The organism is Paenibacillus marinisediminis (assembly GCF_054343325.1).
Window position 1 is genome coordinate 1,086,138 of sequence record NZ_JBTGUH010000001.1, and the last position, 25,573, is coordinate 1,111,710.

A 25,573-nucleotide genomic window follows, 5' to 3' on the forward strand; every position below is an offset into this window, starting at 1 on the left:
TTGATGCGGATACTCTTGCACAAATCCATTATATTAATACATCTTATCAGAAGTCGATTTAGCAGATAACTCTCTATACTTAAGCGCTTGTTCTTTCGTATGCAGCGAGACTGCCACGTTCAGGACGTCAATAATAGCAAGCTGTGATATTTTAGCGGCAAGCGAGCTGCCCTGCAGCGGATTCTCACGCGCAACGATCAATAGAACAATGTCCGCCACCTTCGTGATCGGAGAACGCGCGTTGCTCGTAATCGCAATGATGCGAGCGCCCGCCTTCTTCGCAATCGTTAGATTCTCGATCGTATCCTTCGTGCTGCCTGAGTTCGAGATGCCTACCGCCACATCCCCCGGCATCATGAAAGCAGCATGCATCGCTTGAAAATGAGTATCCGTAACCGCGTTGCTGACCTTGCCAATCCGAGAGAAGGAGTGAGCGGCCTGCAAAGCTGTCAACCCTGATGAGCCTACCCCGAAAAAAAGAATGCTGCGCGCATCAATAATAGCTTGAATAGCCTTCTCCAGTTGATGGTCATCCACAAGTTCACTTGTCTGCTGCAAGGTCTGAAGATGTGTCGCGAACACTTTACTGCTCAACGTATGCGCATCATCCTGCTCCGTAACCTCATGATGCAAATGCTCAACAGGCTTAACGAGATCCTGGGCAAGCGACAGCTTAAAGTCTTGAAAGCCCTGAAACTTCAGCTTGCGACAGAGACGAAGCACGGTCGTTTCCCCTACATCCGCTTTCTCAGCAAGCTCTGTTACAGAATGATAAATAATGTCCTGCGCATTCTCTAAAATGTACTTGGCTACCTTCTGCTCCATCTTCGTTAAGCCGTTTAGATGACTGCGAATATTCAGGAGCGTCTTTCCCGCTTCATTTCCATTAATCAACGTGTCCCCTCCTTATGATACAACCACACAGGAGAATAATTCCTCTTAATACTGCGCTGTGGAATAATTTTACCGAATAAAATAATTTTAGCCTCTAGCATCTGAAAATGCAAACAAGCGTCGAATACATGGCATATCGCAGCATGCCCACACAAATAAAAAGAGCTCAAACCACCTGATGAAGGGGTTCAAGCTCTCTATTTCTAGCGTTAAGGTAGGCTTTCCTACGAGTACATCTTCTCGCGAAGCGCCTTGATCTCTTCGCTCTCAAGGTACTCGTCGTACGATGTGATACGGTCGATTATACCGTTAGGTGTAATCTCGATGATACGATTCGCGATCGTCTGCATGAACTGATGGTCATGCGAGGTGAAGATCATCGTGCCGTCGAAGTCGATGAGACCGTTATTGAGCGCTGTGATGGATTCCAGATCCAAGTGGTTCGTCGGTTCATCCAGCAGCAATACGTTTGCTCCCAGCATCATCATGCGGGACAACATGCAGCGAACCTTCTCTCCCCCGGACAGAACAGAAGCCTTCTTCAACGCTTCTTCACCGGAGAACAGCATGCGGCCCAGGAAGCCGCGCAGGAATGTCTCATCTTGCTCCTTCGAATATGGACGCAGCCAGTCAACAAGTGATGAATCTACGCCTTCGAAGTATGCGGAGTTGTCTTTAGGGAAGTAAGCCTGAGAAGTTGTAACTCCCCAGCTAAATGTCCCTGCATCCGGTTCAAGCTCGCCCATCAGAATCTGCATCAACGTCGTTTTAGCAAGACCGTTAGGTCCCACGAGTGCGATCTTGTCGCCTTTATTAACAACTAGGTGCATATTTTCAAACAGCTTTTCACCGTCAACAGACTTCGTCATACCTTCGATCTGAAGCAATTGCTTGCCCGCCTCGCGCTCTGACTTGAAGTTGATGAACGGATATTTGCGGTTAGAAGGACGGATATCATCAAGCGTAATCTTTTCGAGCATCTTCTTACGAGAAGTTGCTTGCTTGGACTTAGACGCATTCGCGCTAAAGCGCTGGATAAACGCCTGCAGTTCCTTGATCTTCTCTTCCTTCTTCTTGTTCTGGTCGCGCATCATATTTTGCGCCAATTGGCTAGACTCGTACCAGAAGTCATAGTTACCCGAATACAGCTGAATCTTACCGAAATCGATATCCGCAATGTGCGTACACACCTTGTTCAGGAAGTGACGGTCATGGGATACGACGATAACTGTGCCTTCATAATCCATCAGGAAGTTCTCCAGCCATTTGATGGACTCGAGATCCAAATGGTTGGTAGGTTCGTCTAAGAGCAAGATGCTCGGACGACCGAACAACGCTTGCGCCAAGAGCACGCGAATCTTCTGATTGCCGTCAAGCTCAGACATGAGCTTGTCATGCAGATCGCGCGGAATACCCAATCCGATCAGCATAGCAGCTGCGTCGGATTCTGCTTCCCAGCCGTCAAGCTCTGCGAATTCGCCTTCTAATTCGCCTGCACGCATGCCGTCTTCTTCAGAGAAGTCAGCCTTGGCGTAGAGTGCATCTTTTTCTTTCATAATGTCAAACAAGCGCTCATGGCCCATGATTACAGTGTCTAACACTTTATACTGATCATATGCATAATGATCCTGCTTCAACACCGAGAGGCGATCCCCAGGAGTAATGTGTACTTCACCGTTGGTTTGTTCTACTTCACCAGATAATATTTTCAGAAATGTTGACTTGCCCGCTCCATTCGCACCGATCAGACCGTAGCAGTTCCCGGGCGTAAACTTGATGTTAACGTCCTCGAACAGCGCACGTTTGCCGTAGCGGAGCGTGACGCCCGTAGTACTAATCATGGCATTCCCGTCCTTTAGAGTTTTATAGTTTCCAAGCAATTATTATAACATATGTATTGAAGTCTTGCATGACTCATTATTGACCGAAAATATTGAAAAGCGATCATGCATGTCTATAGCGATTGATATTTTTACACGTTAGCCCACTCTGGCGAGGGCCGCTCGCACTCTGTAACGGGGAAATACCCCGGTATCTTCCTCTGGGTGCTCCGCTTTCTCGCCGCCGGGCCGCTGTAAGCGGGTATTTACCCGTTATCTCACTCTGGCGAGGGCCGCTCGCTCTCTGTAACGGGGAAATACCCCGGTATCTTCCTCTGGGTACTCCGCTTTCTCTCCGCCGGGCCGCTGTAAGCGGGTATTTACCCGTTATCTCACTCTGGCGAGGGCCACTCGCCCTCTGTAACGGGGAAATACCCCGGTATCTTCCTCTCGGCGTTCTGCTTTCTCGCCAGCGGGCCACTGTAAGCGGGTATTTACCCGTTAGCCCACTCTGGCGAGGGCCGCCCGCCCTCTGTAACGGGGATATCCCCGGTATCTTCCTCTGGGTGCTCCGCAATCTCGCCGCCGGGCTGCTGTAAACGGGTTTTTACCCGTTACATCACTCTGGCGAGGGCCGCTCTCCCTCTGTAACGGGGATATTCCCCGGTATCTTCCTCTCGGCGCTCTGCTTTCTCACCGCCGGGCCGCTGTAAGCGGGTTTTTACCCGTTACATCACTCTGGCGAGGGCCACTCGCTCTCTGTTACGGGGAAATACCCCGGTATCTTCCTCTTGGTGCTCCGCTTCCTCGCCGCCGGGCTGCTGTAAACGGGTATTTACCCGTTAGCCCACTCTGGCGAGGGCCGCTCGCACTCTGTAACGGGGAAATACCCCGGTATCTTCCTCTCAGCTGATTATGTAAATATGTGCTAGGGCTTGCTCGTAATAACAGGATGCGGGAGAGGTCCTCCGACACACACGACAGCAATAGGCTTCGTGCGGTTGCCCAACAAGGCTTATATTCGAAAAATGAGTGGTTGCTTGAAGATACGACGCGGACACACGAGCCGTTATTTACTCAAAATACCACTATTGAACGATCTTAACGGACCGTGGTTCCGTTATTCATACCAATTCAACCGAAAATGGCACATGATGCGCCAAATAACGGCTTCTGTGTCCGCCAAATTAAAAATATGCTTCATTTTTCTTAAATAGCGGCTCTGGTGTCCGCTTCTACGAGGTTCAGCAGTTTATAGTGTGCAAGCTTATAGCAGTTTTACATATTTTCCTATATAATATCGATGTTGAGGCAAAATTCCATGATTAGCCATTCAACACATATGCCGAGAAAGCGAGGGATGTAATATGTCAGAGTTCACACATATCATTCGGGAGGTACGGTCTACCCGCTGATCCCGGCCGTAGACGCTATTAGAGCATTAAGATTGCTTACAATACAGCGTAATACAGCCTGAGACGAACACAAGGCTTCAGTCGGGCTTATATCCGTCCTCTTCCGATTTCACAGTCGTCATGTCGCTACAGTTTAATCGGATACGCGGCGCGCAAAGCGCGTCAGCCAAGAGGAGAAGACACGAATTGAATAATACGAACCATTCATTGAACGATATCGTTCAAGATCACATTCACCAACAAGACCAAGGTCTTATGGATGAGCTTAACCAAGATGCCGTTCAAGCGGCTTACCATATGGAAGAAGTAGTAGAGGCGCAGCACGAGCTTGAACCTATACAGCTGCCGCTTAGGCAGCTGGGCTGGGATGAGCGATGGGAGCAGGCTTGGAGCGACTGGCTCGCGGATCTAAACGAGAGCGCCGCGCGACGTTACGGCGGCGCCCTCGTCCCAGCCCGTGTGGCGTTAGCCCACAAAGGGCTGTACCGGGTATGGGGCGAGGGAGGCGAATGGCTCGCCGAGCCATCCGGCCAGGCGCGCGCGATGTGGCAAGCGCCGAGCGATTACCCGGCCGTGGGCGACTGGGTTGCCGTCGCCCCGCGAGCCGCTGAAGGCCGCGCGACGATCGCGGGCGTGCTGCCGCGGCGCGGACTGATTGCCCGCAAGGTGGCGGGCAATCGGCGCGACGCACAGGTGATCGCGGCGAACGCGGACATCGCGCTGCTCGTCTCGTCGCTCGGCCTCGACTTCGAGCCGCGGCGCATGGAGCGCTACGCCACACTCGCCTACGACAGCGGCGCAATGCCGGTCGTCGTTCTAACAAAGGCCGACACGCTCTCGGACGCGAATGCTATCGCCGATTACACCGCGCAAGCGATGAGCGTCGTGCCCGGCGCTCCGGTCTACCCAGTCTCATCCGTGACCGGAGACGGCTTGGATGCCCTGCACGAGCTGCTCGCGCCCGGTGTCACCTGCGTGCTCGTCGGCTCGTCCGGCGTCGGCAAGTCAACGCTCGTCAACGCGCTCACCGGCAAGCAGGTCATGGCTACGAAGGCGATCCGGGAAGATGACGGCAAAGGCCGTCATACAACGACGCACCGCGAGCTCGTGCCGCTCTCGAACGGAGCATGGCTCCTCGATACGCCTGGTATGCGCGAAGTTGGCCTTGTCGCGAGCGATGAGGCAAGCGGAGACGGCCTCCAGCACGCATTCGAGGATATTGAACAGTTCGCGGAAGCTTGCCGCTTCGGGGACTGCAAGCACAAGAGCGAGCCAGGCTGCGCCGTTCAAGCGGCTATCACGACCGGCGAGCTGGAGCCTTCACGCCTGAAAGCGTACTTCAAGCTTCAGCGAGAGCTGGCGCATATGCAGCGGACTGAAACCAAGCACGCCATCCGCGCGCACGGCAAGCAGCTTAACAAGCAATACACCGCCGTTCAACGCTCGAATCACAAGAGCAAGCAGCGTTAACGCTTCTACTAACGATAAAGGCGCCTTCTCTGTCACTATGACGGAGAAGGCGCCTTTCCAGTGTAAATACGCTACTTACGAAGCAAACTTAAATCCAGCACCTCGCCAAGCGCAGCCATCCGAATGCGCTCAGGATCAATGCCGCGCTTATCGCGCGCGGCGATCAATCGATCCACCGCTTCCTTCGGTGTATCATCCGCAAGCTTAAACGTGCCGTAATGCATCGGGATCATGATCTCGGCCTTTACATCGAGGAATGCCTGCACCGCCTGCTCCGGCGATACGTGCTGCGCCCCCATGATCCATTCCGGCTCATACGCGCCTATCGGCATCAAACAGACATCGATGTCAAACCTCTCCCCAATCTTCTTGAAGCCGCGAAAATAACCGCTGTCCCCAGCAAAATAAATCGTCTCAATCGGCTTAACCTGTAAGCCGTCAATATGCTCCAGAACGAATCCGCCCCAGTGCGAGCGATTCGTATCGATTAACGTCCGTCGGGTCCAATGCTGTGCCGGAACGAACGTGATTCGAACCTTCCCAACATCCTTGGCTTCCCACCAATGCATTTCCTCCGTGTTCAAAAAGCCTTTCCGCTTCATCTTGCTGCTTAGTCCAGCAGGCACAATCAACCGAGTGTGCTCACTAGCAAGCTGGCGTATCGATTTAAGATGCAGATGATCATAGTGCGAATGGGACAGCAATATGATATCGACCGGCGGCATTTCCTGTATCGCTATACCCGGATCTGTCAGTCGTTTCTCGAAGGCCATAGAACTTGCCCATACGGGGTCTGTTACTATATTCAGCCCGCCTATCTGAATTAAGAATGTAGAATGACCAATCCATGTCATGGTTGTATGTTCACGATTCGTATGAAGACGATTTAGATCTGGCGGCTTTCGCGAAATCTTAAACGAGTAGTCCTTGTAATGCGCGCGAATATGCCGTTTCTGCGTCCAACGCGAAAACTGCTTCCAGGGCTTCTCCGTCGCAACATTGTCCATATTGCCAAATACCGGTCTATGCTTCTTATTCCGGCTGTAGTCACGACTCTTATTCTGTATGTTTCTCATCTCATCATCCACCTCACAATCAAAGCCGCAACTTTACGGCAAATGACGATTACCTATTCCCTTAGCATTTACAATCATTTTCGACAGTATTACTCATGATCTCAACTATGAACCAGTTTAACTAAGATCATACAGACTATATACATGCTTACCCTTATTTTTGTGTATCGATGAATTTGTGAGAACCAGTATCATCATGTAAAATAAGAACTGGTAATACTTGCATCACATAAGGAGGGATCAAGATGCAATTACAGCGAATTGAACCGACGCCTAGTCCTAACTCCATGAAGCTTCAATTGGACGTTAAGCTGCCGGACGGCGTCCGCAGAACCTATACGCCGCAGCATAAAGAGAACGCACCTGCTCTAATTCGGCAACTACTCGACATCGAAGGTGTCAGAAGTATATTTCATACCGCTGATTTTATCGCTCTTGACCGAAAGCCGCAAGCGGACTGGGCGACTATTCTTACCCAGGTTCAAGCCGCCTTCGGCTGGTCAGCGAATTCAGCTGTTGATCAGGATGATGCTGATCATCCATATAACTATGGCGAAGCACATGTCTATGTGCAATTATTCCGCTCTATCCCTATGCAGATTCGTGTACAAGCAGGCGGCAAAGAAGAACGCATCGGTCTATCCGAGCGGTTCTCCAACGCTGTCCATCAAGTGGCAAGCGCCACGTTCGTTAAAGAGCGCAAGCTGAAGGATTACGGCACACGCTATGGCGAGCTTGCGGATATTGCGCGCGAGGTCGAACAGGAGCTGGAGGCCACTTATGATGACAGCCGTTTGGCATCGCTCGTTCAGCAAGCCATTAAGCTGGGGCAGCAGGATACGCCATTAGAAGAAGAGCTTATAACTTGGGATGAAGCGACATTGCAGAGCATGCTGCAGGATCCGGATTGGCATCAGCGCTATGCCGCACTGGATCGAATCGAGCCCACGTCGGAGCGTTTGGAGCTGTATACCCAATTGCTGCATGATCCACAGAGTCAGATCAGACGTCTAGTCATCGTACACCTTGGCGCTATGGACTCCCCTCGCGAAGCCATTCCATTGCTGATTGAAGCGCTACAAGACAGCTCTGTCAGCGTTCAGCGCACTGCCGGGGACACATTATCCGATATTGGCGACCCTGCAGCTATAGAGCCTATGATGCTTGCCTTGAAGGACAGGAACAAGATTGTGCGTTGGAGAGCAGCGCGCTATCTGTATGAAGTTGGCGACGAACGAGCACTAGGCGCCTTAACCGAAGCCATGGAAGATTCTGAGTTCGAGGTTGCTCTGCAAGCCCGTATGGCGATGGAGCGCATTGAATCCGGCGAAGAGGCCGCAGGTACGGTATGGCAGCAGATGGCGCGTTCACGACAATCCTAGCGTAATCTTGTATAGATAGCCTTATCAAACTTTCGCAAGCTCCTTAAGCAATTCAGCTTAAGGGGCTTGTTTGTTATTGCGGCTTTTCGCATTTGCTATTTTTTTCCGATTGAATTGTAATATATCATTACTTATACTTTTGTCTATATCAACTTCATAATAGTGCAAGCATAAATCCTCATTCTATTCCATGGTGAGGTAGAGGTCGCGGTTCTCATGAGTACCGCTGCAGAGACAGAAGAAGCGTCGATGAAGCAGCGTGAAAGGGTTGACCGCCGAAATGCGCAGTACCTGCTTCCGGTGCGCGTGTTGGGGCTGTTGCCGATAAGGCGCAGCACTGCCATGTAAGGATGCCCGTCCTTGCATGGTGCGCTATCTTTTGGAAGGGGCGATGGGGACGCGTATATAACCGTTCAAGCATCTTTCGCTTCGAACGGTTTTTTGGTGTAACCAATTCCTTTCCAGCTCATACTACGATTAGCATCTTAAGGAGTGAACTGGACATTATGAGTCAGGATAATCAACAATTGAAGCGCAATCTGAAGACAAGACATCTATCGATGATCGCACTTGGCGGCTCGATCGGAACAGGCTTGTTCCTCGCAAGCGGCGGCGCGATTGCGCAAGCAGGTCCAGGCGGGGCACTACTCGCCTACACGGCTGTAGGGATTATGGTCTATTTCTTGATGACAAGCTTAGGAGAACTTGCAACATACATGCCAGAGTCCGGATCGTTTAGTACGTATGCTACACGCTTTGTCGATCCAGCCTTGGGCTTCGCGCTCGGATGGAACTTCTGGTTTAACTGGGCGATCACGATCGCATCGGAACTCGTAGCTGCAACTTTGATCGTTAAGTATTGGTTCCCAGACAGCAACTCTTTCTTATGGAGCCTCCTGTTCTTGGCAATTATTTTCTTCCTTAATGTTCTGTCCGTCAAAGGATATGGGGAATCTGAATACTGGTTCGCAATTATAAAAGTCTCGACTGTCTTGATATTCTTAGCAGTTGGTTTTCTGATGATCTTCGGTATCATTGGCGGTGAGAAGGTCGGCTTTATCGGTTTTGACAACTTTACAGTTGGTGATGGACCGTTTCACGGAGGATTCTTCGCCATTCTCGGTGTATTCATGGCAGCAGGGTACTCGTTCCAAGGGACTGAACTTATCGCTGTAGCTGCTGGTGAAAGCGAGAATCCTAGCGAAAGTGTGCCTCGTGCCATTCGTCAGGTCTTCTGGCGCATCCTTTTATTCTATATCTTAGCGATCTTCGTCATCGCGATGCTGATCCCTTATACACATCCAAGCTTGCTTTCAAGTGATGTTACGGATATCGGCGTCAGCCCGTTCACGCTTGTATTCGAGAAAGCAGGCATTCTCTTTGCGGCATCTGTCATGAACGCCGTCATCTTGACTTCGGTATTGTCAGCCGGCAACTCCGGAATGTATGCATCTTCGCGGATATTGTGGGTGCTTGCTAAGGAAGGCAAAGCTCCGCGCTTCTTGGGACGACTGAACAGCCGTGGTGTTCCCGTCAATGCGATTATTATGACCAGCTTGGTCGGTATGCTGGCATTTCTCGCTTCCTTCTTTGGAGACGGAGAAGTTTACTTCTGGCTGTTGAATGCATCCGGTATGTGCGGGTTCATCGCATGGCTAGGTATCGCGATCAGCCATTATCGCTTCCGCCACGCGTTTGTCAAACAGGGTCGCAGCTTAGATGAATTGCCATACAGAGCGCGCTGGTTCCCGTTCGGACCGCTGTTTGCTTTTGGACTGTGCATGATTGTCATCATTGGTCAAGCAATCCCAATTATTCAAAGCGGAAATTACAGCTGGATGGATCTGCTCATGCCGTACATCGGTCTGCCGATATTCATAGCTGTATGGCTTGGCTATAAGCTAAAGCATAAGACAAAGGTTATTCCGCTTGAAGAATGTCAACTATAAGAATTCCAATAGAAAGGGGCTGTCTCAAAATGGGACAGCCCCTTTTTTCAGCTCACTAATGCGGTTGCGGAGCGGACACACGAGCCGCTATTTGCAGCAAACACTACTAATTCGCCATACTAGCAGACCGTAGATCCGTTATTTGACCCGAATAAGCCGTTTAGTGCTAGTTTTGAAGCAAATAGCGTCATCTGTGTCCGCAAGCCCTCAAAAAATACCCCAAAATCATGAAATAGCGACCCCTGTGTCCGTTCAAGCGCGGGTCATCCGGCCTTACTGTCACCGTATGTGTGAAAATGACTTTTGGGACAGACTCTTTCATAGTCTTATAGCGCCTTGACAGCACGTTCAATCTGCTCCAGCGCTTCAGCAATAACACTGCGCGCAGAAGCCAGATTCATACGATTAAAGCCGCTCCCGCCGCTGCCAAATGAATACCCGTCATTAAACCACACCTTGGCTTCCTGCAGCGACCACTCATGAAGCTGTTGATCATCCATGCCTAACGCGCGGAAATCCAACCATTTTAAATAAGTACCTTCAAGGTCGAATGTCTTGATCTGCGGAATACGCTCCGCCATGAACGAATTGACAAACTCATTGTTGCGCTCCACATATTGCAGCACCTCAGCAAGCCACTGCTCCCCCTGTGTATAAGCCGCAATCGATGCCTCTATGGCGCCAAGATCCAGATGATCGCCTGAAGTACGCTGCACGCATGTGCGGAAAGCTTCTCTAAGCTGCTCATTCTCAATCCATATATTGCCCATCTTAAAGCCCGCTAGGCTGAACGTCTTGCTCGGTGATGTCGCTGTAATCGTGATGTTGGATATGTCGGCGGACAAAGAAGCTATCGGAGTATACGTCATTCCACTAAGCACGATATCATGATGAATATCATCCGAGAATATCTTGACATCATGTGCAAGACATATCTCTGCCAGCCTCTGCAGTTCTTCCCGCGTCCATACACGTCCAACTGGATTATGCGGATTGCATAGGAAAAACAGCTTCACTTGCGGATCCTTGGCTTTCTGCTCGAAGTCCTCGAAGTCAATCTCATAACACCCATTCACCAATTGAAGCGGATTGCTCACCACTTCAGCGTCATTAATCTTAATCATCTTAGAGAACATCGGGTATACAGGAGGTTGAATGATTACTTTCTCCCCAGGCTTCAATACAGCCTGCACAGCATATGCCATCGCTGGGACAACACCGGCTGTCGTTACGAGCCACTCACGTTCTACCTTCCAGCTATGGCGGCGATCCATCCAATCGATTGCCGCCTGATCATACCGCTCCGTTCGATTGGTATAGCCGTAATTCGGCACACGAATGCGGTTGACCAATGCTTCCTGTATCTTTTGGGCGGCAGGGAAATCCATATCCGCAATCCATAATGGAATGCACCCTTGCTGCGCATCCTGCTGCGGCAGCATCTTAGTGGCCGATAACGCCGAACGATCTAACACTTCATCGAAATTATACATGGTTCCCTCCTTGAACATTTGCAGTTTGCATTTGTACATCTGTAAGGAATATTTTAACTCATATGAATACCATGGGGAAAGTGTACGGAAGTAAAGTATGCTGGGACATCTATTTATAATTCAGACGAATGCCATCAAGACAAATGAACAAGCATAGAGGCACATCTACACGTAAGCTATAGTACTTCAGATAAAGGAGTTGTGATTAATGAAACGTAATTGTGGTATGAATCCTTGCGGAGGAGGCCATCCTACTCCATATGGAATGGGATCAGCAAAACCTAATATGGTTAGCCCTAGTATGGTTAGTCCTAATATGGTCAGCCCTAGCATGGTTAGCCCTAATATGGTCAGTCCTAGTATGGTTAGTCCTAATATGGTGAGTCCTAGTATGGTTAGCCCAGCCGCAACAGGTCCACTGCCTGCAATCGTTGCACCTGAACAAACAGTTGTTAAAAACTTCTTCCACACAGCAACGCAGCCAATCGTACATCCAGTTAACATCGTGAATCAACATCATACGATCCCAGTTCCTCAGCATTTCTGTTCGTATAATGTTAAAGATGTAAACTGCGGCGTACGCAGCAGCACACGCAGCAGCAAACGTAAAGGCCGTCGATAAATCTACCTCTAGCCACACCTTAGTTTCATAAGCACAGCAACACATGCCTTCTCCGCCAAGGGGAAGGCATGTGTCTTATGAATCATCATTAGACATCATAATCCTCTTAAGCTTGTCCATTGCACGGCGTTGAATACGCGAGACACTCATCTGTGACACGCCCAGCCTCTCCGCTGCGGTTCGCTGAGACAACCCTTGTTCAAATACTAACAGCAGCACTTTCATTTCTTCCGGCTTCAGCTGCTTCATAGCTTCCATCAGATCCATCTTGCGCTCAACTGTGTCGTAATCATCAACATCCGTGCTAATCAATTCACCCAATGTAGCCGCACTTTCTTCTTGTGATAATGGGGTATCCAAGGAAACATAATGATAGCATTCTCTGCCTGCGAGCACTTCCAACGTTTCTTCAACCGAGAGATCGAGATCAGCTGCGATTTCTTCAACGGAAGGCGATCGTTCCAATCGCACAGTCAATTCATCTATCGTTTGCTGCAGTATAGCCCCCTTTTCTTTTATTCGCCTGGGCACCTGTATGTACCAAGACTTATCGCGCAAATAATTTTTCATATGGCCAATCATGCTCTTCATTGCATAGGCTTCAAACGGTACTCCGAGCGTATGGTCAAAGTGTTGAAGCAAGCGAATGAGCGCCATGTTGCCGACTTGTATCAAATCTTCATATAGATCCGGACGGTTCCGTGATACTTTCCCCGCAGCCATCCTCACCATAGGCTCATACTTTTGAATTAACTCGGCAGCTATTTCATTATCATTCTCCATCTGGTACTGTCGAATGGTATCGTTCACATTGCCCGATGCTTGATGTGGTAGTTGACTCATCGCGTTTCCTCGCATAAGGAGACACTTTTTCTCATGCGAACCTCTGTGCCGCGCCCTTCAAGGCTAACAACCTCCACTTCATCCATTAGAGCCTGCATCAGATAGAATCCAAGTCCTCCTGCCTGTACATCTTCCAGCGGCTTATCATGCCATGCTTCCGGGTCTTTCGCCTTCATCTCAGCATGAAAGCTCACTCCGTGATCACGAACAACCATTCCTAGCTCCCGTTCTCCTGCTTCAAACACGATCTCTACCGTTCCGCCATCGTTGCCGTACGCATATAGCACTGCATTATTGCAAGCCTCTGATATCGCTACCTTCATATCTTCAATATCTTCATAGTTGAACCCAATCTTCGTTGCGAGTCCATATAGAGTAAGTCTAACAAGATCAACATATTCAGCTTGAGCAGGTATTGTCAACTTTACCTCTCGATCAGAATGTAGTCCTCTCATGGGTCATTTCCTTTCAATGTTCATATTTACATCATTCGACTTCGAAAAATTGGGATATTCCGGTCATATCCAGCAATCTCTGAATATGTGCGGGAACATGCTCAACACGAAGCAACGCGTTAGCTGAGTTTCTTACTTTCAATATCGAAATTAGAATTCCGATCCCTGTACTATCGATATAAGAGAGCTTCTCCAGATTCAGAGTCAATGGGACGCTTATATCTCTAGCAATCGGCTCTATTAACGCACGAAAATCGCTTGCCGCAGCCAAGTCCAATTCACCTTGCAGGAGTATCCTGACCTGAGTTTCTTCCTTTACTGTTACAGCTGAGAATGTATTCGTATCCATAAAGTCCCTCTCCCATATTAACCGTATTTTTAGTATTTATAACGATCGCTAAGCCGTGATTAACCGATTATTATATAAATGAAACAGTCAACTTTCACACTCCGTACCACCATATTTCTTCAACACAACTGTGAATCTAAACAAGGTCCCCTTTTCTAGCGATTCCACAGCTATATCTCCATCCATCAACTGAATAATTGATTTACATATAGCTAGACCTAAGCCACTGCCGCCGTAGCGGCGATTCATGGAAGACTCCAATTGTGTAAACGGATGGAACATCATCTTCGTCTTTTCCTTTGCTATGCCGATTCCAGTGTCCTCTACTTCGAATTCGATGGTACAAGTGTTGTCGTTGTGGCGATCTGACTCCAGCATGCGGCAGCGGACAACAATACTTCCTTCATCAGTAAATTTAACAGCATTGCCAATCACATTAATGAGCACTTGCCGCAGACGCAGCATGTCCCCGATTAGACATGACGGCACATTGTCGTCGATCTCCACCTTCATCAGTAAATCGCGTTTTTCCAGATCCAGCGCAAATAAATAATCGATTTCAGCAATGAGCTCCTTTATATCAAAGGGATATTCCTCTAGCTCCATCTTGCCGGATTCCATCTTCGTGAAATCCAGAATGTTGTTAATCGTCTTGATGAGCGCGTCTGCACTCTTATGAATCATCTCAGCATAGCTGTGCTGTTCCGGCGTTAATTCGGTATAAAGCAGCAGATCAACCATACCCAGTACACCATTCATAGGGGTACGAATCTCATGACTTATAACAGCAAGAAACTGTGCTCGCGCCATCGCTGCCAGTTCCGCTTCTTCTTTCGCCGCTTCCAGCTGACGATTAATCTGTTCCAGCTCCATCGTCTTCTGATGAAGAAGCATCTTCTGCGATCGTAAACGCTTCTTCGCCTTAAACATTTCGACATAGTTGTAAATCTTCGATTTCAGAATGTGTGGAGTAATGGGTTTGATTATGTAATCTACGCCGCCGGTAACATGCCCGGTAAACAGATGCTCAGTCTCCTTATAGTCAGCTGATATACATAGGAGTGGAATGTCCTTCGTTTTCTCTCTAGCCTTGATCCACTTAGCGATTTCAATTCCATCAACTCCAGGCATTTGGAGATCAAGCAAGATGACAGCGAACTCTTCTCTCATAAGGTGACGAAGTGCCTCATCGCGGGAAGTCGTTTGAATTAACCGGTAATTCTCCTCAGAGAATACGGCTTCTAGAGTCCGTAGATTCTCTAGACTATCATCCACCAACAATATATGAATAGGTTCCAACATAGACATAAGTGCTCCCTCATGATATTCCGACAAAGGACCGCATTTCATTCGATACATCCTATCTATACGCTAACTTGCGCCCAAACTAAACAGATGTCGTCTTCACGCGCGCTCGGTCTGCGAAATAACTCCTGCCAAGCTTGCGAATCAACGGAGGTTTCTTGCTTAATGTAGGCTGACAACAGTGCTACCGCTTGGTCCAGCTCTCCTTCAACCGCTTCTAATAACCCATCTGTATACAGCCCTAATCGATAATTCGTTGAACAGGTGATCGTACGAGCTTCAATCGCTAATTGCGGAAACATCCCTACAGGATACCCCGTAGAATCTAAGCGGACAACTTCTCCGTCATCCATCATCACGATTCCGGGAGGATGGCCGGCATTGGCATAACAGATCGTGTTATTTTCCGTATCCACAACAGCATAGATGGCCGTCATGTAATACGTCATAAACGTATCGTTCAGATGAATATACTGAAACTTACTGTTCAGATCCTGCAAGACACGATCCGGACTTCTCTCATTGAACACCGAATCTCGCAGCGCAGAAGCAATAAACATACTTAATAATGCTGAAGAAACACCGTGGCCCATCATGTCCATTATAAAGATACCATACTTATGATCTTCTAATTGGAACCAAGCGTATAGGTCTCCTGCCAGTTCTTCAGAGGGCTGATATACGGCACGGATCTTTATATGTTCATCTTCATAAGGCTCAGTCAGGACGGATGCCTGCACACTCGCCGCTAATCGCAATTCCTCACGTATATGGCGATCACGCTCTTTGTGCCAGTCCTTCTCCTGCTTGAATCGAAGCGCCAGGCGTATACGGGCCAGCAATTCAATGCGATTGATCGGCTTCGTCACATAATCGACTGCGCCTGCATCCAACGCTTTCGCTAATATAATTGGATCACTGATCGCCGTTACCATAATAATCGGAATATCCCGCAATTGAGAGTATCGCTGCAGATCACGGCACGCGTCTAGACCGTCAATCTCAGGCATCATCATATCAAGCAAGATTAAATCAACATCCAGCTCATTCGCCTTTACAGCGCACTCTCCCGTGCTGGTTATTCCCAGCATCCTATACATCTCTCTTGCTGACGAAGCAGTCAAGACGCCGGGATATTCCGCTTTTCGCAATATTTCGCGTATGAGCATGACATTAGTCGGGTTATCATCGACCACCAGAATGTTCAACGGTAATACCTCTCCTTTGTCAGGTGTTTACTTTCGTATATGTTCACTATAGCAAAAGTTGATCTAGCAATAATATGACACATCGTATCTTTTTTCACATACAAGTGATTGAATTTAATAAGCCACGCCTGCAAGCATTCTAAGCAAATAAAAACAAGCGCGTCCTAAAGCGGGCGCGCTTGTGATCTGCATCGTCCGACTACGCATCCGCGCAATCCGATACCATACTATCTAAATTATCATTGACTTGATTGCATACAAGCAGAAACTGTCGAACCTGCTCATCTTCTACTTGGTCGAAGAAACGCTCAAATAGTTCTGCACGCTGCTCTATGGTTTCATTGTAAGCTTGTTTGCCAAGCTCAGTCATTTCCAGATATACCGTTCTGCGGTCAACCTCGTCTCTGCGACGCTCAACATATCCTAACTCGATCAGCTTGTCCGTAATACCTGTTACCGCTCCTGCTGTTAAGCAGAGCAGCTTCGCAACTTCAGTAACCTTCAGCGGCCCCTCGGTGTGAAGCTTCTCCAGCACGCTAAACTGAGTCGGATTCAGACCGAGCTCAGTTTGCTCACTCCATACTTTGCGCATACGTCGCATGATAGTGCGGAATATCATTTGTAATTGGTGAAGTTCTTGTTTATTAGGCAATGCGTTCTCTCCTCTTTATTTATTGAAGTACTCTCAATCCCAGCCTCACAATCCATTTCTCATCTTGCATCTGTAAATCCGTCACGTAAACCCAATCAGGCAGCACTGGTCTCAAGGGGATCGTCAGAACGCCTCCGGGAATCGGCAGCCATTGGACCGGAAGTGGTATATCCTTAAGGCGAAAGGCTGTCGGCACAACTTTAATCTGCTGTGCAGCTGCATCCCAGGTCAGGCTTGCATCTACATTGATCTCAGCGCTTATCCCCCATCCCGGCTCAACCTGCAAACGTGTCAACACCTGATTGGGTTCTAATTCTATATGCATGCCGGTTATATTCCAGCGACTTACTTTCGCATTCGTAGCAAGCAGCGACCGTACCTTTTCAGAAGCATATCCATTCATCTCTGCTTCAGAGATGGTGAATTCGATGGCATGACGTTCAATTATTTCTTCGATCCGATCATGAAGCGGCACTTGTATAGGCTCTGCAAATCCAATTGGCTCACTCGGCCTTACATATACACACAGACCAACCACCAATATGAGAATGAGTACAACGATTACGATCACAGCACGAATCCATCTTTTACGCGATCTTCGGCTCATGCAGTCTCCTCCTTTACATGTCCGATTTAGCCTTGCTTATGTAAGTATTCATCATGATACTAGCTGATTACATTCAATAAGGTATATCACTTGAGAATAGCATCTATTGTGGAGTGGTATACATTTTAAACCTGTTCTATTGTATAACTGCACAGCAGGTTGAACAAGAATGTAAATTATACCTTTTTTTCTCACACACCCAATTAGCAGATGCATGGTATGTTATTGGAACATGACCTTTCCAATAACTTCATACATCGGCCTCTCCCCTAAGCGGGTGCGATACAGAACAATTTGATCCGCCGACCAACTCGGAGGTGCTTCCGTCAGCGCTTGCCGAACAGCCTGCAGATCAAAGGCGGCGCTGCCTGTATATTGCCGGGCAGTTGTAATGTGCGGATGATACGGTCTATCTTCCGGTATGAACCCGATCGTACTCATCTGCTTCAGCACATACCTCTGCATTTCATGGAGTCGAGCAAGCTCTCCCTCTACTCCCATCCACAGCACACGCGGTGAAAGGCTGCGTCCGAAAATGTCCCATGTCCCGAGCCGAAGAGAGAATGCTGTCTGGTCCTTTACCGCCGCATTCAATTGTTCCTGCTTCACATCCCCTAGAAATTGAACCGTGATATGATAGTCCCGATGATCAGACAAACGTTTAAAGGCACGGTCTGCATATGGTAAATGCTCCTCGACCTGGTGCCTTATCCACTCCTTAGCTTCATCTGGAAGCGGAAGAGCGATAAATACCCGCCAATCAGACATCATAAACAAGCCTCCTTCTTCATTGAAATACAATCTTATAACTAATTAATTTGCAACTACTAGGAGCCTATTCACACCTTAGAAAAAAACTTGAATCTTATCGCAAACACGACCCATACTGCAAATGAGATCAGCAGCATATCAAACGTCGCATTAAACAGAAACAAATGCTTTCCCAGATCCGCTTCACCGTCGCCGACTAGCGGAATGGCGATAGCCAATAAACTAATGATAATTAGAAGAAGGATGATCTCAAGGATATGACGCTTAACGCGCCCTCTTCGCCATTCATACCCGATCAGCAATCCAAATATCGTGTAAGCCACCACATAGAATAGAAGTGTATCCGGCAGCCACTTCTTCTTGCCTTCGCTCCAAGTGCTGTAAGTAAACGACATCGCTCCCCGTTGCTTCCCTTCCCTTTTCTCATAGTTTCCTAAGTAGTAGGGTCGTATCGTTGCGGCATTCTTGGCTGCCGCCTGCAGCTTGTCCACGATGCGAGCAGGATGGGTCGCATAATATTTCACAACATCGCTGTGACCCAGACGGGAGTATAGATCTCGAGTTAGTTCCGGTGAATCCTGCTTGATCGGCACATCCTTCATAAAGTAATGTGTACCCGCCAGCACCTTATAGTCAGTAGGGAGGCCCAGCTCCTGCAGATCATGCTCGGGATGAGGAGAGTCTTTCAATATGCCATAAAATATCGTCTGGTACAGATTGATATCCTTAAGCTCTTTCGGCGCGAAGCCATACATCAGGGCAGAAGATAGCAGCAAGCCTGTCACGCCGCCGATAATCATTCGTTTCCATCGTCTATCATGATTATACTTGGTATACAGTCGCACTAGATATACTGCAAATGCCAGACCTATTACCGCATTTTGAAGCTTAGAGGTCGTGAGCATCCATGAACTGATCAGGAAAGCAGCTAACAGCCATAGAGACGGCTTCTTCCGAATCGCCAACAGAATGGCGCAAGCTGTTGCCATTAGCAGAGATAGCAGCGAGACAGGCTCTCCATAGAAGGATTGAAAATATGCCGTGTAGCCAATATCGAAGAATACAAATAGAATGGAAGCCGCAAGTGTAATTTGCAGCCACGGCCGCTTGCGTCCTACCGCTCCGACGAATAAGTAGAGCACAAGCAGCAGAAGGAAGCTGTAGATCGTACCCAACACATGCATATCGAACAGATTACGATTCCAGAGCCGAGCCAACAGTCCTGCGGTAAATATCACGATTGCTTGTGAGGAAGCATAGTCTATTCCAAACGGAGCGTATTCATATTGACTGTACGCATACCCGAAGTACTTCTCCTCATAGGAAAATGAATCATTCAAGACCGAGATGCCCCCGCTCGAAAGTATTCGCGCGAAGTCTCCATTGTCAGCCATGCCGATGTATGGCGGCAGCAGCAATATGACGGACAGAATCATCACACCTGTCAGTATCGATATAGCAGGCACGATACGTTCTCGAAGCATATGCTGCCCCTCCTTTATTTTAACTCAGCATGTCCTTCTACTACCGTTGGTTCGCTTGATGGCTCGCCCTGCTTATGGAAGGTATATATTCGATGCAGAAGAAATGATGTAATCGTATAGATCACAGCCTCCGCCAACACGGTGGCATCCTCCAGCCATACTCGCTTCTCTACAGGAAGCCATGAACTGATCACACTGCTAATGGGCTGATGCAAGACGACATATGCGAATGCATAACAGATCAAGCTCACACCTATAAATCGCAGAAGGCCAGCACCCGGATTCACCTGTGATTTAAAAGTAAAGGATCGATTCATCGCATAGCTGAACAGAATGCCCACGGCATTGCCGCAGAAGGCAGCAGCACCGTGAGTCCAATGAAGAACATGCATCAATATCGCCACGAGTCCCAAGCCGACAAGGGAATTGCACACCCCAACCAGCCCATAACGCAGCCACATCATCTTTCTCCTCCCGCTTCTTTCCCATACCATTCCACCGTTGATGACTCGTGAAGGATCTCATCGATCTGATACAACGGTCTCCGCTTGACTTCGTTATAAACCTTGCCGACATACTCTCCGATGACACCCACGGCAAGTAATTGCACACTGCTAATAAACCATAAAGACACCATGATAGAAGTCCATCCGGATACCGTGTGACCTGACCATTTGGACAGAATTGCATACATAGTGGCTATCAAGCTTGCCCCAAGTCCGAGTACTCCGCATACGGTTACGATCCTCATCGGCCTGATGCTGAACGAAGTAACACCTTCCCAGGCAAATGACAGCATCTTTCGCATCGGGTACTTGGTCTGGCCCGCCGCTCGCTCCTTGCGGTCATAGCTGACTTCGCTCGTTCTCAGACCCAGCAGCGGCACAACTCCTCGCAGAAACATATTCACTTCGCGATACTCAGCCAGCTGGTCCAGTGCACGCTTGCTCATTAAGCGATAATCCGCATGATTGTATACAAGCGGCACTCCCATCCTCTGCATCAGCTTATAGAACTGCTCCGCACTCTTGCGTTTAAACCAGGTATCTCGTGAGCGATCTCGCCGGACACCATAAACGATGTCATCTCCTTCAAGATAATGCAGAACAAATTGTCGCACGGCATCTACATCGTCCTGAAGATCGGCATCCATGGATACAACACAATCGGAGAAGCTGCGAGCATACATCAGCCCTGCTAGCAGCGCTTTTTGATGTCCTGCATTGCGTGTCAGCTTAAGGCCTGTGACCAATGGATTTCGAGCGCTCTCAAGAGCGATAAGCAGCCATGTCGAGTCACGGCTTCCGTCATCTACGAAGAGCAGTTTGCTGCGTCCTGATATCAGTCCTTCCTCAATCATGGATTGCAGCATATCACTTAGCGTTCTTACCGTAATCGTTATTACTTCCTGTTCGTTATAGCAAGGAACCGTGATATACAGAATCGGCCGAATATCACGCGAGACATGAGATCTAGTGCTGTCTGAATGATCGTGATGAAGCATCCCTAACTCCTCTTTCGTCTGAATAGTGGCATATCATGATGAAACTCCTGTTACAGTTATAGACCTAAAACTTGTATTTCTATAACATGAGAAGGCAAAAAGAAAACCATGATCGGCACAACTAACCGACACATGGTCTTCTCTTACGTTTATTAGATGCTTCCGATTCAACAACGTTCAACTGCTGGTGACACTCTTGTGCAATGCCTGCATCTGCAGCTTGCCGAATCATATGTATAAGTGACTGATTCACGATCCGCCATATACAAGTGTCCAATCCCTTTTAGCGATCTCAGAACCCAGCTTTAGAGCCTATTCAGCATACACAGCATCATTACCCATGCATGAGTCTGCATATACTATTCAGATGAATCCCTCTCCCTTGTAAATGATGCCCGTGTACGATTAGTCAAAGTTAATATGTAGGATATGCTTGTTGGAAATGGATTGGAGGAGGCTCACAATTTCATATCAATTCGATAGGATCTGGGGTAAGGGGTCGAAATGTCTATTGGGACAGGTGCATGAAGTGCGATGCGTAGCTGTAATATCGATATATGGGCGGAGTATAAAATGAGGTTAGTAAGAAGTTAATATACGTGAAGATGTGTGCATGTCGTGTATCGAAGGTTTACCTAGAAGGTTGGCCATGTTGTAGTTCGTTTCAAACCATGTGCTGACGAGCAGCGTATCTTGCTTCAGTGTAAAGTCAAATACGATCTCGCCGTGAGTCCAATGCTTCTTCCGTTTAAGTGCTTCCATAGCCATTAATCGAAAAGATGTAACATGTCGTTTCTGCAAACCGCAGCGTAGCGGAACTAATACACCGTCGCGGCTCTCCATCGCGTCATGCTTGACACCAAACTTGCCAATCTCATCATTGCGGATACAGACAACCAGTGTTCCTCCTGTCAAACCTACCAATTCAGTCTCTAGCTTCTCAAATACTAGGCTTAGTTGTCTAGTCAGGCTCATTTCATTCAATCTTGCCATAGACGCTCTCCTTTCATCAGTAAACTAGTTGGATATTATTGACTAGTTCTTAAACCCTATTATAAGATTAAAATTTTCTTTTTACAACAATATTTTACAGTACATCCAGGAATAATTATCTATTGCGACATTGATCGACCATATGAAAAAGACCGTCAAGCTGGCAGCCTGACGGTCTTATGTCTCATCACAATATATTTTCTATAGATGTAAATGATCCAGCGCCTAAAATGATTCCATTCGCACTAATCCAAGCTGCTTCGCCTCTACAATGGCCTCCGAACGAGATCGCACACCTAATTTCTCGAAGATTCGAGTCAGGTTGTATTCGACGGTTCGTTGGCTCATATGCATCTTAGTCGCGATATCGCGGTTACTCTTGCCATCCGCTACTTCCTGCAGGATCTCCTGCTCTCGTTCATTAATCGATGTTTCTTCGATTGCGTTAGGACCACGCTTAATCTTCACTTCACTTCGACGAAGCTGTTTCAATAGAGAGATTGGGACGGTCGCTTCCCCCCTCATCGCACAATGAATGGCATTATGCAGCTGCTCCCGCGATACCGTCTTGGATATAAAGCCTGAGGCTCCAGATTCCATGAGCAGGTTGAAGTGTGAGCTTATCTCGTAGCCTGTATAGATAATAACACGCCGTTCTGGATTCTCTTGAATGAGCCGTCTCGTCAGCTCCAATCCGCTAATCGTCGGCATATTCAAGTCACACATTATAATATCAAAGCACTCTTCATTAACGATTTCCAGTGCGTCAACAGCTGAGAGCACAACCTTGACGCTCATGTTAGGATCTTGCTCTATCATGGTCTTAGTACCTTCACCAACAGAAGGGTGATCATCAACTAATAAGATACGAATCAACGTTATCGTCCCTTTCTCCTCGGCCTTGCGTCCATACTACGGGGATGACCATCTTCACTTCGAAGCCGCTTCCGACTTCTGAATAGAATTCGATCTCGCCTTCCAAGCTGGAGACTCGTTCCTTGACACCAGACAAGCCCATATGGCTGAACGATGATGTCAGCTTTACGAGATCCATCCCGATTCCATCATCCTTGTAGCTCACATAGATGTGGTTGCCTTCCTGCCGCAAGTCAATGAATACCAGATTAGCTCGAGCGTGCTTGGCCGTATTGCGCAACAGCTCCTGAATGATCCGATAGATGGAAGTAAGCTGTTCCTCATTCAGAGCAGATTTCAACGGTTGCGACTGAAAGCGAACGGCAAAGTTGACCTGCAATTGGATATGCTCAATTAGCGATTCAAGCGCTTCGATTAATCCTAACTCTTTAAGCAGCGGAGGCCGAAGTTCATTGCACGTTTCACGAATCTGGTAAATGACATCCAGCAGTCCTTCTCTTACATGTCCCAGCTCATCGAGCAGCTCACTCGACATCTTATAATCTATCATGGCCGATTCAAGTCTACGAAACCATAGCAATTGATCCTGCAGCGCAGAATCATGCAGATCTGACGCCAGTCTGCGGCGTTCATTCTCAGATAGACAGAACAGCAGACGCAGTACCCACGGCGTTGTACTTTTTTCCTTGCTCATCTCCGATTCCAGATCAACCAGCAGATTCTCAATCAAGTATAGATTCTCTTGAACGATGCTTGTGTAATGCGTAATCGTCTTTAACCATCGAAGCTCATCCACGTTAAAATGGGTTTGGTTGCTCTTCGCGCTTATCCACATCACATGGAAGCCCTCTTTGTGCTTGCCGACTACTGATACCAGCCCATCTTCCAGTGTGTACATACACGAGACCTGGAAAGTGTCCGCCATTCGCAGCAGAGCCTGGGCAGTCTCCGGAAGCAAGGTGAAGCCGTCATTTGAATTTATCGTCCCTGCTCCAATGTCTATGCGCAGGAAGCCTAATGTGCTGAGCGGTATCATCGTGCCAACCTCTTGCTTAAGCACTTCTTCTAGATCGCTCCGCTTCATCACTCTTGTCATCCGAGAAGATAAACGATCAATGCTGTCCTGAAAGCTGTACATCTGCTTCAGCAGCTTCGGTCTAAAACGATGATCAATCATTTCCTTAAAGTACAGAAACACAGCCATTCCGGCATATATGACAAAAAATACCTGAAACCACTTCACCCAGGTCTTATCATAGTTTACAGTTTCAATAATCGTTAAAAAGAACATGACCCCAACAGCGGGCACTAGGGCAAGCAAAGTATAGTACTTGAATCTCGTAAATATAAAGTCTATATCAAACAATGTATTCGATGTAAATAAGTACATATAGCTAAAGGGCAGCGCAAAAATAAATAATGTCGTGAAGGTTGAAGGAAGCAATTCAACATTCAGAATCATAAGTGGCAGCAGATTCATCGTTACAAACGGAGTGAACGCTGCAATATGCGCTGCCAGCATAATCTTGAATAAGGCGTTAAGTCGTGTCTTACGATAATTCATGTACACCTTGACCAAGCTGATTAGGCATATTGAATACCCGATGAATATTAGGGTCGACATTAAGACCCTATACTTATAAGTAAAGTCTGGAATAGTATAATCTATTAAGATGAAGATAGAATATATGAACCCTATCAGTAAATTCAAACCCATCATTGCGTAAAAGAATCTTATATTAATGAACTGAACATTGAATCGCTTCAGATAAATGTTCATGAAATGCATGAATATGTAAGGAATCATCGGAAGCAACACGAATAACGTAATCTTCCCCAAAGGATCGCTTCGATAAGAAGCAGTAGAGCTATAGTAGGTAAGTCCTACTGTTAGAAAGAACATGATAAGCGTTAACGTTTCACGGTCTCTCTTCCCTTTGCGATACAAGAAGATAGACATCGACACAAACACGAGCAGGAACATCGCCGGAACAATGAACTGAAATACTAACTCATCGCTCGAAATATTCCTCGTCCAATTCCAATCAAAGCTGACCGTAGTGACAGTACCATCTGGTTGCCTAATGGTGATCTCCTTCGCTTGTTCAACCGCCCCAAAATTGCGTACAGAATAATTATCCTGCACAGGCTTGCCGTCAATTAGAAGAACGATATCGCCCTGCGTAATTCCTGCGTTATCCGCTCGACCAGCCGGATCAGCAACCTCGACAACATAGTTGCCGTCTTCGTCCGGAGCTACAATGATACCTAGATGCGGAATCGCTACTGTTATGTAAAAAAAATAAACGATTAAACAGCACAAGAGAGTAATAAAAAGGGAGGCTTTGATCTGTGACTTATATCCCATAAAGATTGTTATTCCTCCCTTAACATTACTCTTATTG

General features: G+C 47.7%; 23 protein-coding genes and 1 riboswitch. Of the genes, 4 read left to right on the forward strand and 19 right to left on the reverse strand.

What is annotated here, in order from left to right:
* Window positions 1-33: 33 nt before the first annotated feature.
* Window positions 34-894 (reverse strand): MurR/RpiR family transcriptional regulator, encoded by an 861-nt coding sequence (locus tag ACXX53_RS05090; protein ID WP_458567490.1) that lies wholly within the window; start codon window positions 892-894, stop codon window positions 34-36.
* A 224-nt stretch (window positions 895-1,118) separates the two neighbouring features.
* Window positions 1,119-2,735: an ABC-F family ATP-binding cassette domain-containing protein gene (locus ACXX53_RS05095; protein ID WP_458567491.1), complete on the reverse strand. Its 1,617-nt coding sequence runs from the start codon at window positions 2,733-2,735 to the stop codon at window positions 1,119-1,121.
* A gap of 1,580 nt (window positions 2,736-4,315) precedes the next feature.
* Here ACXX53_RS05095 and rsgA point away from each other — a divergent pair.
* Entirely contained in the window at window positions 4,316-5,599 is a 1,284-nt protein-coding gene (rsgA, locus tag ACXX53_RS05100) for a ribosome small subunit-dependent GTPase A (protein ID WP_458567492.1), read from the forward strand.
* 71 nt (window positions 5,600-5,670) lie between these two features.
* On the opposite strand, the gene ACXX53_RS05105 is transcribed toward rsgA, so the two are convergent.
* Window positions 5,671-6,675, reverse strand: coding sequence for an MBL fold metallo-hydrolase (locus ACXX53_RS05105; protein WP_458567493.1), 1,005 nt, complete (start codon window positions 6,673-6,675; stop codon window positions 5,671-5,673).
* 245 nt (window positions 6,676-6,920) lie between these two features.
* Between ACXX53_RS05105 and ACXX53_RS05110 the strand changes: the two genes are divergently transcribed.
* The gene (locus ACXX53_RS05110) at window positions 6,921-8,057 is read left to right on the forward strand and encodes a virulence factor (RefSeq protein WP_458567494.1); all 1,137 of its coding nucleotides are present in this window, start codon (window positions 6,921-6,923) and stop codon (window positions 8,055-8,057) included.
* A 191-nt stretch (window positions 8,058-8,248) separates the two neighbouring features.
* Window positions 8,249-8,440, forward strand: a riboswitch (Lysine riboswitch).
* 123 nt (window positions 8,441-8,563) lie between these two features.
* Window positions 8,564-10,006: an amino acid permease gene (locus ACXX53_RS05115; protein WP_458567495.1), complete on the forward strand. Its 1,443-nt coding sequence runs from the start codon at window positions 8,564-8,566 to the stop codon at window positions 10,004-10,006.
* Between the two features lie 326 nt (window positions 10,007-10,332).
* On the opposite strand, the gene ACXX53_RS05120 is transcribed toward ACXX53_RS05115, so the two are convergent.
* On the reverse strand, window positions 10,333-11,499 hold the full coding sequence (locus ACXX53_RS05120) for a MalY/PatB family protein (RefSeq protein WP_458567496.1): 1,167 nt from the start codon (window positions 11,497-11,499) through the stop codon (window positions 10,333-10,335).
* A gap of 208 nt (window positions 11,500-11,707) precedes the next feature.
* On the opposite strand from ACXX53_RS05120, the gene ACXX53_RS05125 reads away from it, so the two are divergent.
* On the forward strand, window positions 11,708-12,121 hold the full coding sequence (locus ACXX53_RS05125; RefSeq protein WP_458567497.1) for a hypothetical protein: 414 nt from the start codon (window positions 11,708-11,710) through the stop codon (window positions 12,119-12,121).
* 75 nt (window positions 12,122-12,196) lie between these two features.
* Here the strand turns inward: ACXX53_RS05125 and ACXX53_RS05130 are convergent, their stop codons facing one another.
* From ACXX53_RS05130 to ACXX53_RS05200, 15 genes are all read right to left on the reverse strand, one after another.
* A complete protein-coding gene (locus tag ACXX53_RS05130) occupies window positions 12,197-12,964 on the reverse strand; it encodes a sigma-70 family RNA polymerase sigma factor (RefSeq protein ID WP_458567498.1) in 768 nt (255 codons plus the stop codon).
* Complete coding sequence (rsbW, locus tag ACXX53_RS05135) at window positions 12,961-13,419, reverse strand: anti-sigma B factor RsbW (protein ID WP_458567499.1); 459 nt, start codon at window positions 13,417-13,419, stop codon at window positions 12,961-12,963. Before rsbW ends, ACXX53_RS05130 begins: the two co-directional genes overlap by 4 nt.
* Window positions 13,420-13,450: 31 nt before the next feature.
* The gene (locus ACXX53_RS05140; RefSeq protein ID WP_458567500.1) at window positions 13,451-13,768 is read right to left on the reverse strand and encodes an STAS domain-containing protein; all 318 of its coding nucleotides are present in this window, start codon (window positions 13,766-13,768) and stop codon (window positions 13,451-13,453) included.
* 87 nt (window positions 13,769-13,855) lie between these two features.
* The gene (locus ACXX53_RS05145; protein ID WP_458567501.1) at window positions 13,856-15,076 is read right to left on the reverse strand and encodes an ATP-binding protein; all 1,221 of its coding nucleotides are present in this window, start codon (window positions 15,074-15,076) and stop codon (window positions 13,856-13,858) included.
* 56 nt (window positions 15,077-15,132) lie between these two features.
* Complete coding sequence (locus ACXX53_RS05150; protein WP_458567502.1) at window positions 15,133-16,281, reverse strand: PP2C family protein-serine/threonine phosphatase; 1,149 nt, start codon at window positions 16,279-16,281, stop codon at window positions 15,133-15,135.
* Between the two features lie 199 nt (window positions 16,282-16,480).
* Window positions 16,481-16,933 (reverse strand): MarR family winged helix-turn-helix transcriptional regulator, encoded by a 453-nt coding sequence (locus ACXX53_RS05155; protein ID WP_458567503.1) that lies wholly within the window; start codon window positions 16,931-16,933, stop codon window positions 16,481-16,483.
* A 19-nt stretch (window positions 16,934-16,952) separates the two neighbouring features.
* The gene (locus ACXX53_RS05160) at window positions 16,953-17,540 is read right to left on the reverse strand and encodes a hypothetical protein (RefSeq protein ID WP_458567504.1); all 588 of its coding nucleotides are present in this window, start codon (window positions 17,538-17,540) and stop codon (window positions 16,953-16,955) included.
* Between the two features lie 222 nt (window positions 17,541-17,762).
* Window positions 17,763-18,308: an RNA 2',3'-cyclic phosphodiesterase gene (gene thpR / locus ACXX53_RS05165; protein ID WP_458567505.1), complete on the reverse strand. Its 546-nt coding sequence runs from the start codon at window positions 18,306-18,308 to the stop codon at window positions 17,763-17,765.
* A 71-nt stretch (window positions 18,309-18,379) separates the two neighbouring features.
* A complete protein-coding gene (gene wsfD / locus ACXX53_RS05170) occupies window positions 18,380-19,795 on the reverse strand; it encodes a glycan biosynthesis hexose transferase WsfD (protein ID WP_458567506.1) in 1,416 nt (471 codons plus the stop codon).
* Between the two features lie 14 nt (window positions 19,796-19,809).
* Window positions 19,810-20,259, reverse strand: a complete 450-nt coding sequence (locus ACXX53_RS05175) for a GtrA family protein (RefSeq protein ID WP_458567507.1) — start codon at window positions 20,257-20,259, stop codon at window positions 19,810-19,812.
* Window positions 20,256-21,299: a glycosyltransferase family 2 protein gene (locus tag ACXX53_RS05180; RefSeq protein WP_458567508.1), complete on the reverse strand. Its 1,044-nt coding sequence runs from the start codon at window positions 21,297-21,299 to the stop codon at window positions 20,256-20,258. The genes ACXX53_RS05175 and ACXX53_RS05180 overlap by 4 nt, the downstream gene beginning before the upstream one ends.
* Window positions 21,300-21,420: 121 nt before the next feature.
* The gene (locus ACXX53_RS05185) at window positions 21,421-21,552 is read right to left on the reverse strand and encodes a hypothetical protein (protein WP_458567509.1); all 132 of its coding nucleotides are present in this window, start codon (window positions 21,550-21,552) and stop codon (window positions 21,421-21,423) included.
* Window positions 21,553-21,878: 326 nt separating this feature from the next.
* Window positions 21,879-22,292 carry an O-methyltransferase gene (locus ACXX53_RS05190; protein ID WP_458567510.1) on the reverse strand — a complete coding sequence of 138 codons (414 nt, stop codon included), beginning with the start codon at window positions 22,290-22,292 and terminating at the stop codon, window positions 21,879-21,881.
* 225 nt (window positions 22,293-22,517) lie between these two features.
* Window positions 22,518-23,168: a response regulator transcription factor gene (locus ACXX53_RS05195; protein WP_458567511.1), complete on the reverse strand. Its 651-nt coding sequence runs from the start codon at window positions 23,166-23,168 to the stop codon at window positions 22,518-22,520.
* Window positions 23,146-25,536: an ATP-binding protein gene (locus ACXX53_RS05200; protein WP_458567512.1), complete on the reverse strand. Its 2,391-nt coding sequence runs from the start codon at window positions 25,534-25,536 to the stop codon at window positions 23,146-23,148. Before ACXX53_RS05200 ends, ACXX53_RS05195 begins: the two co-directional genes overlap by 23 nt.
* Window positions 25,537-25,573 lie beyond the last annotated feature (37 nt).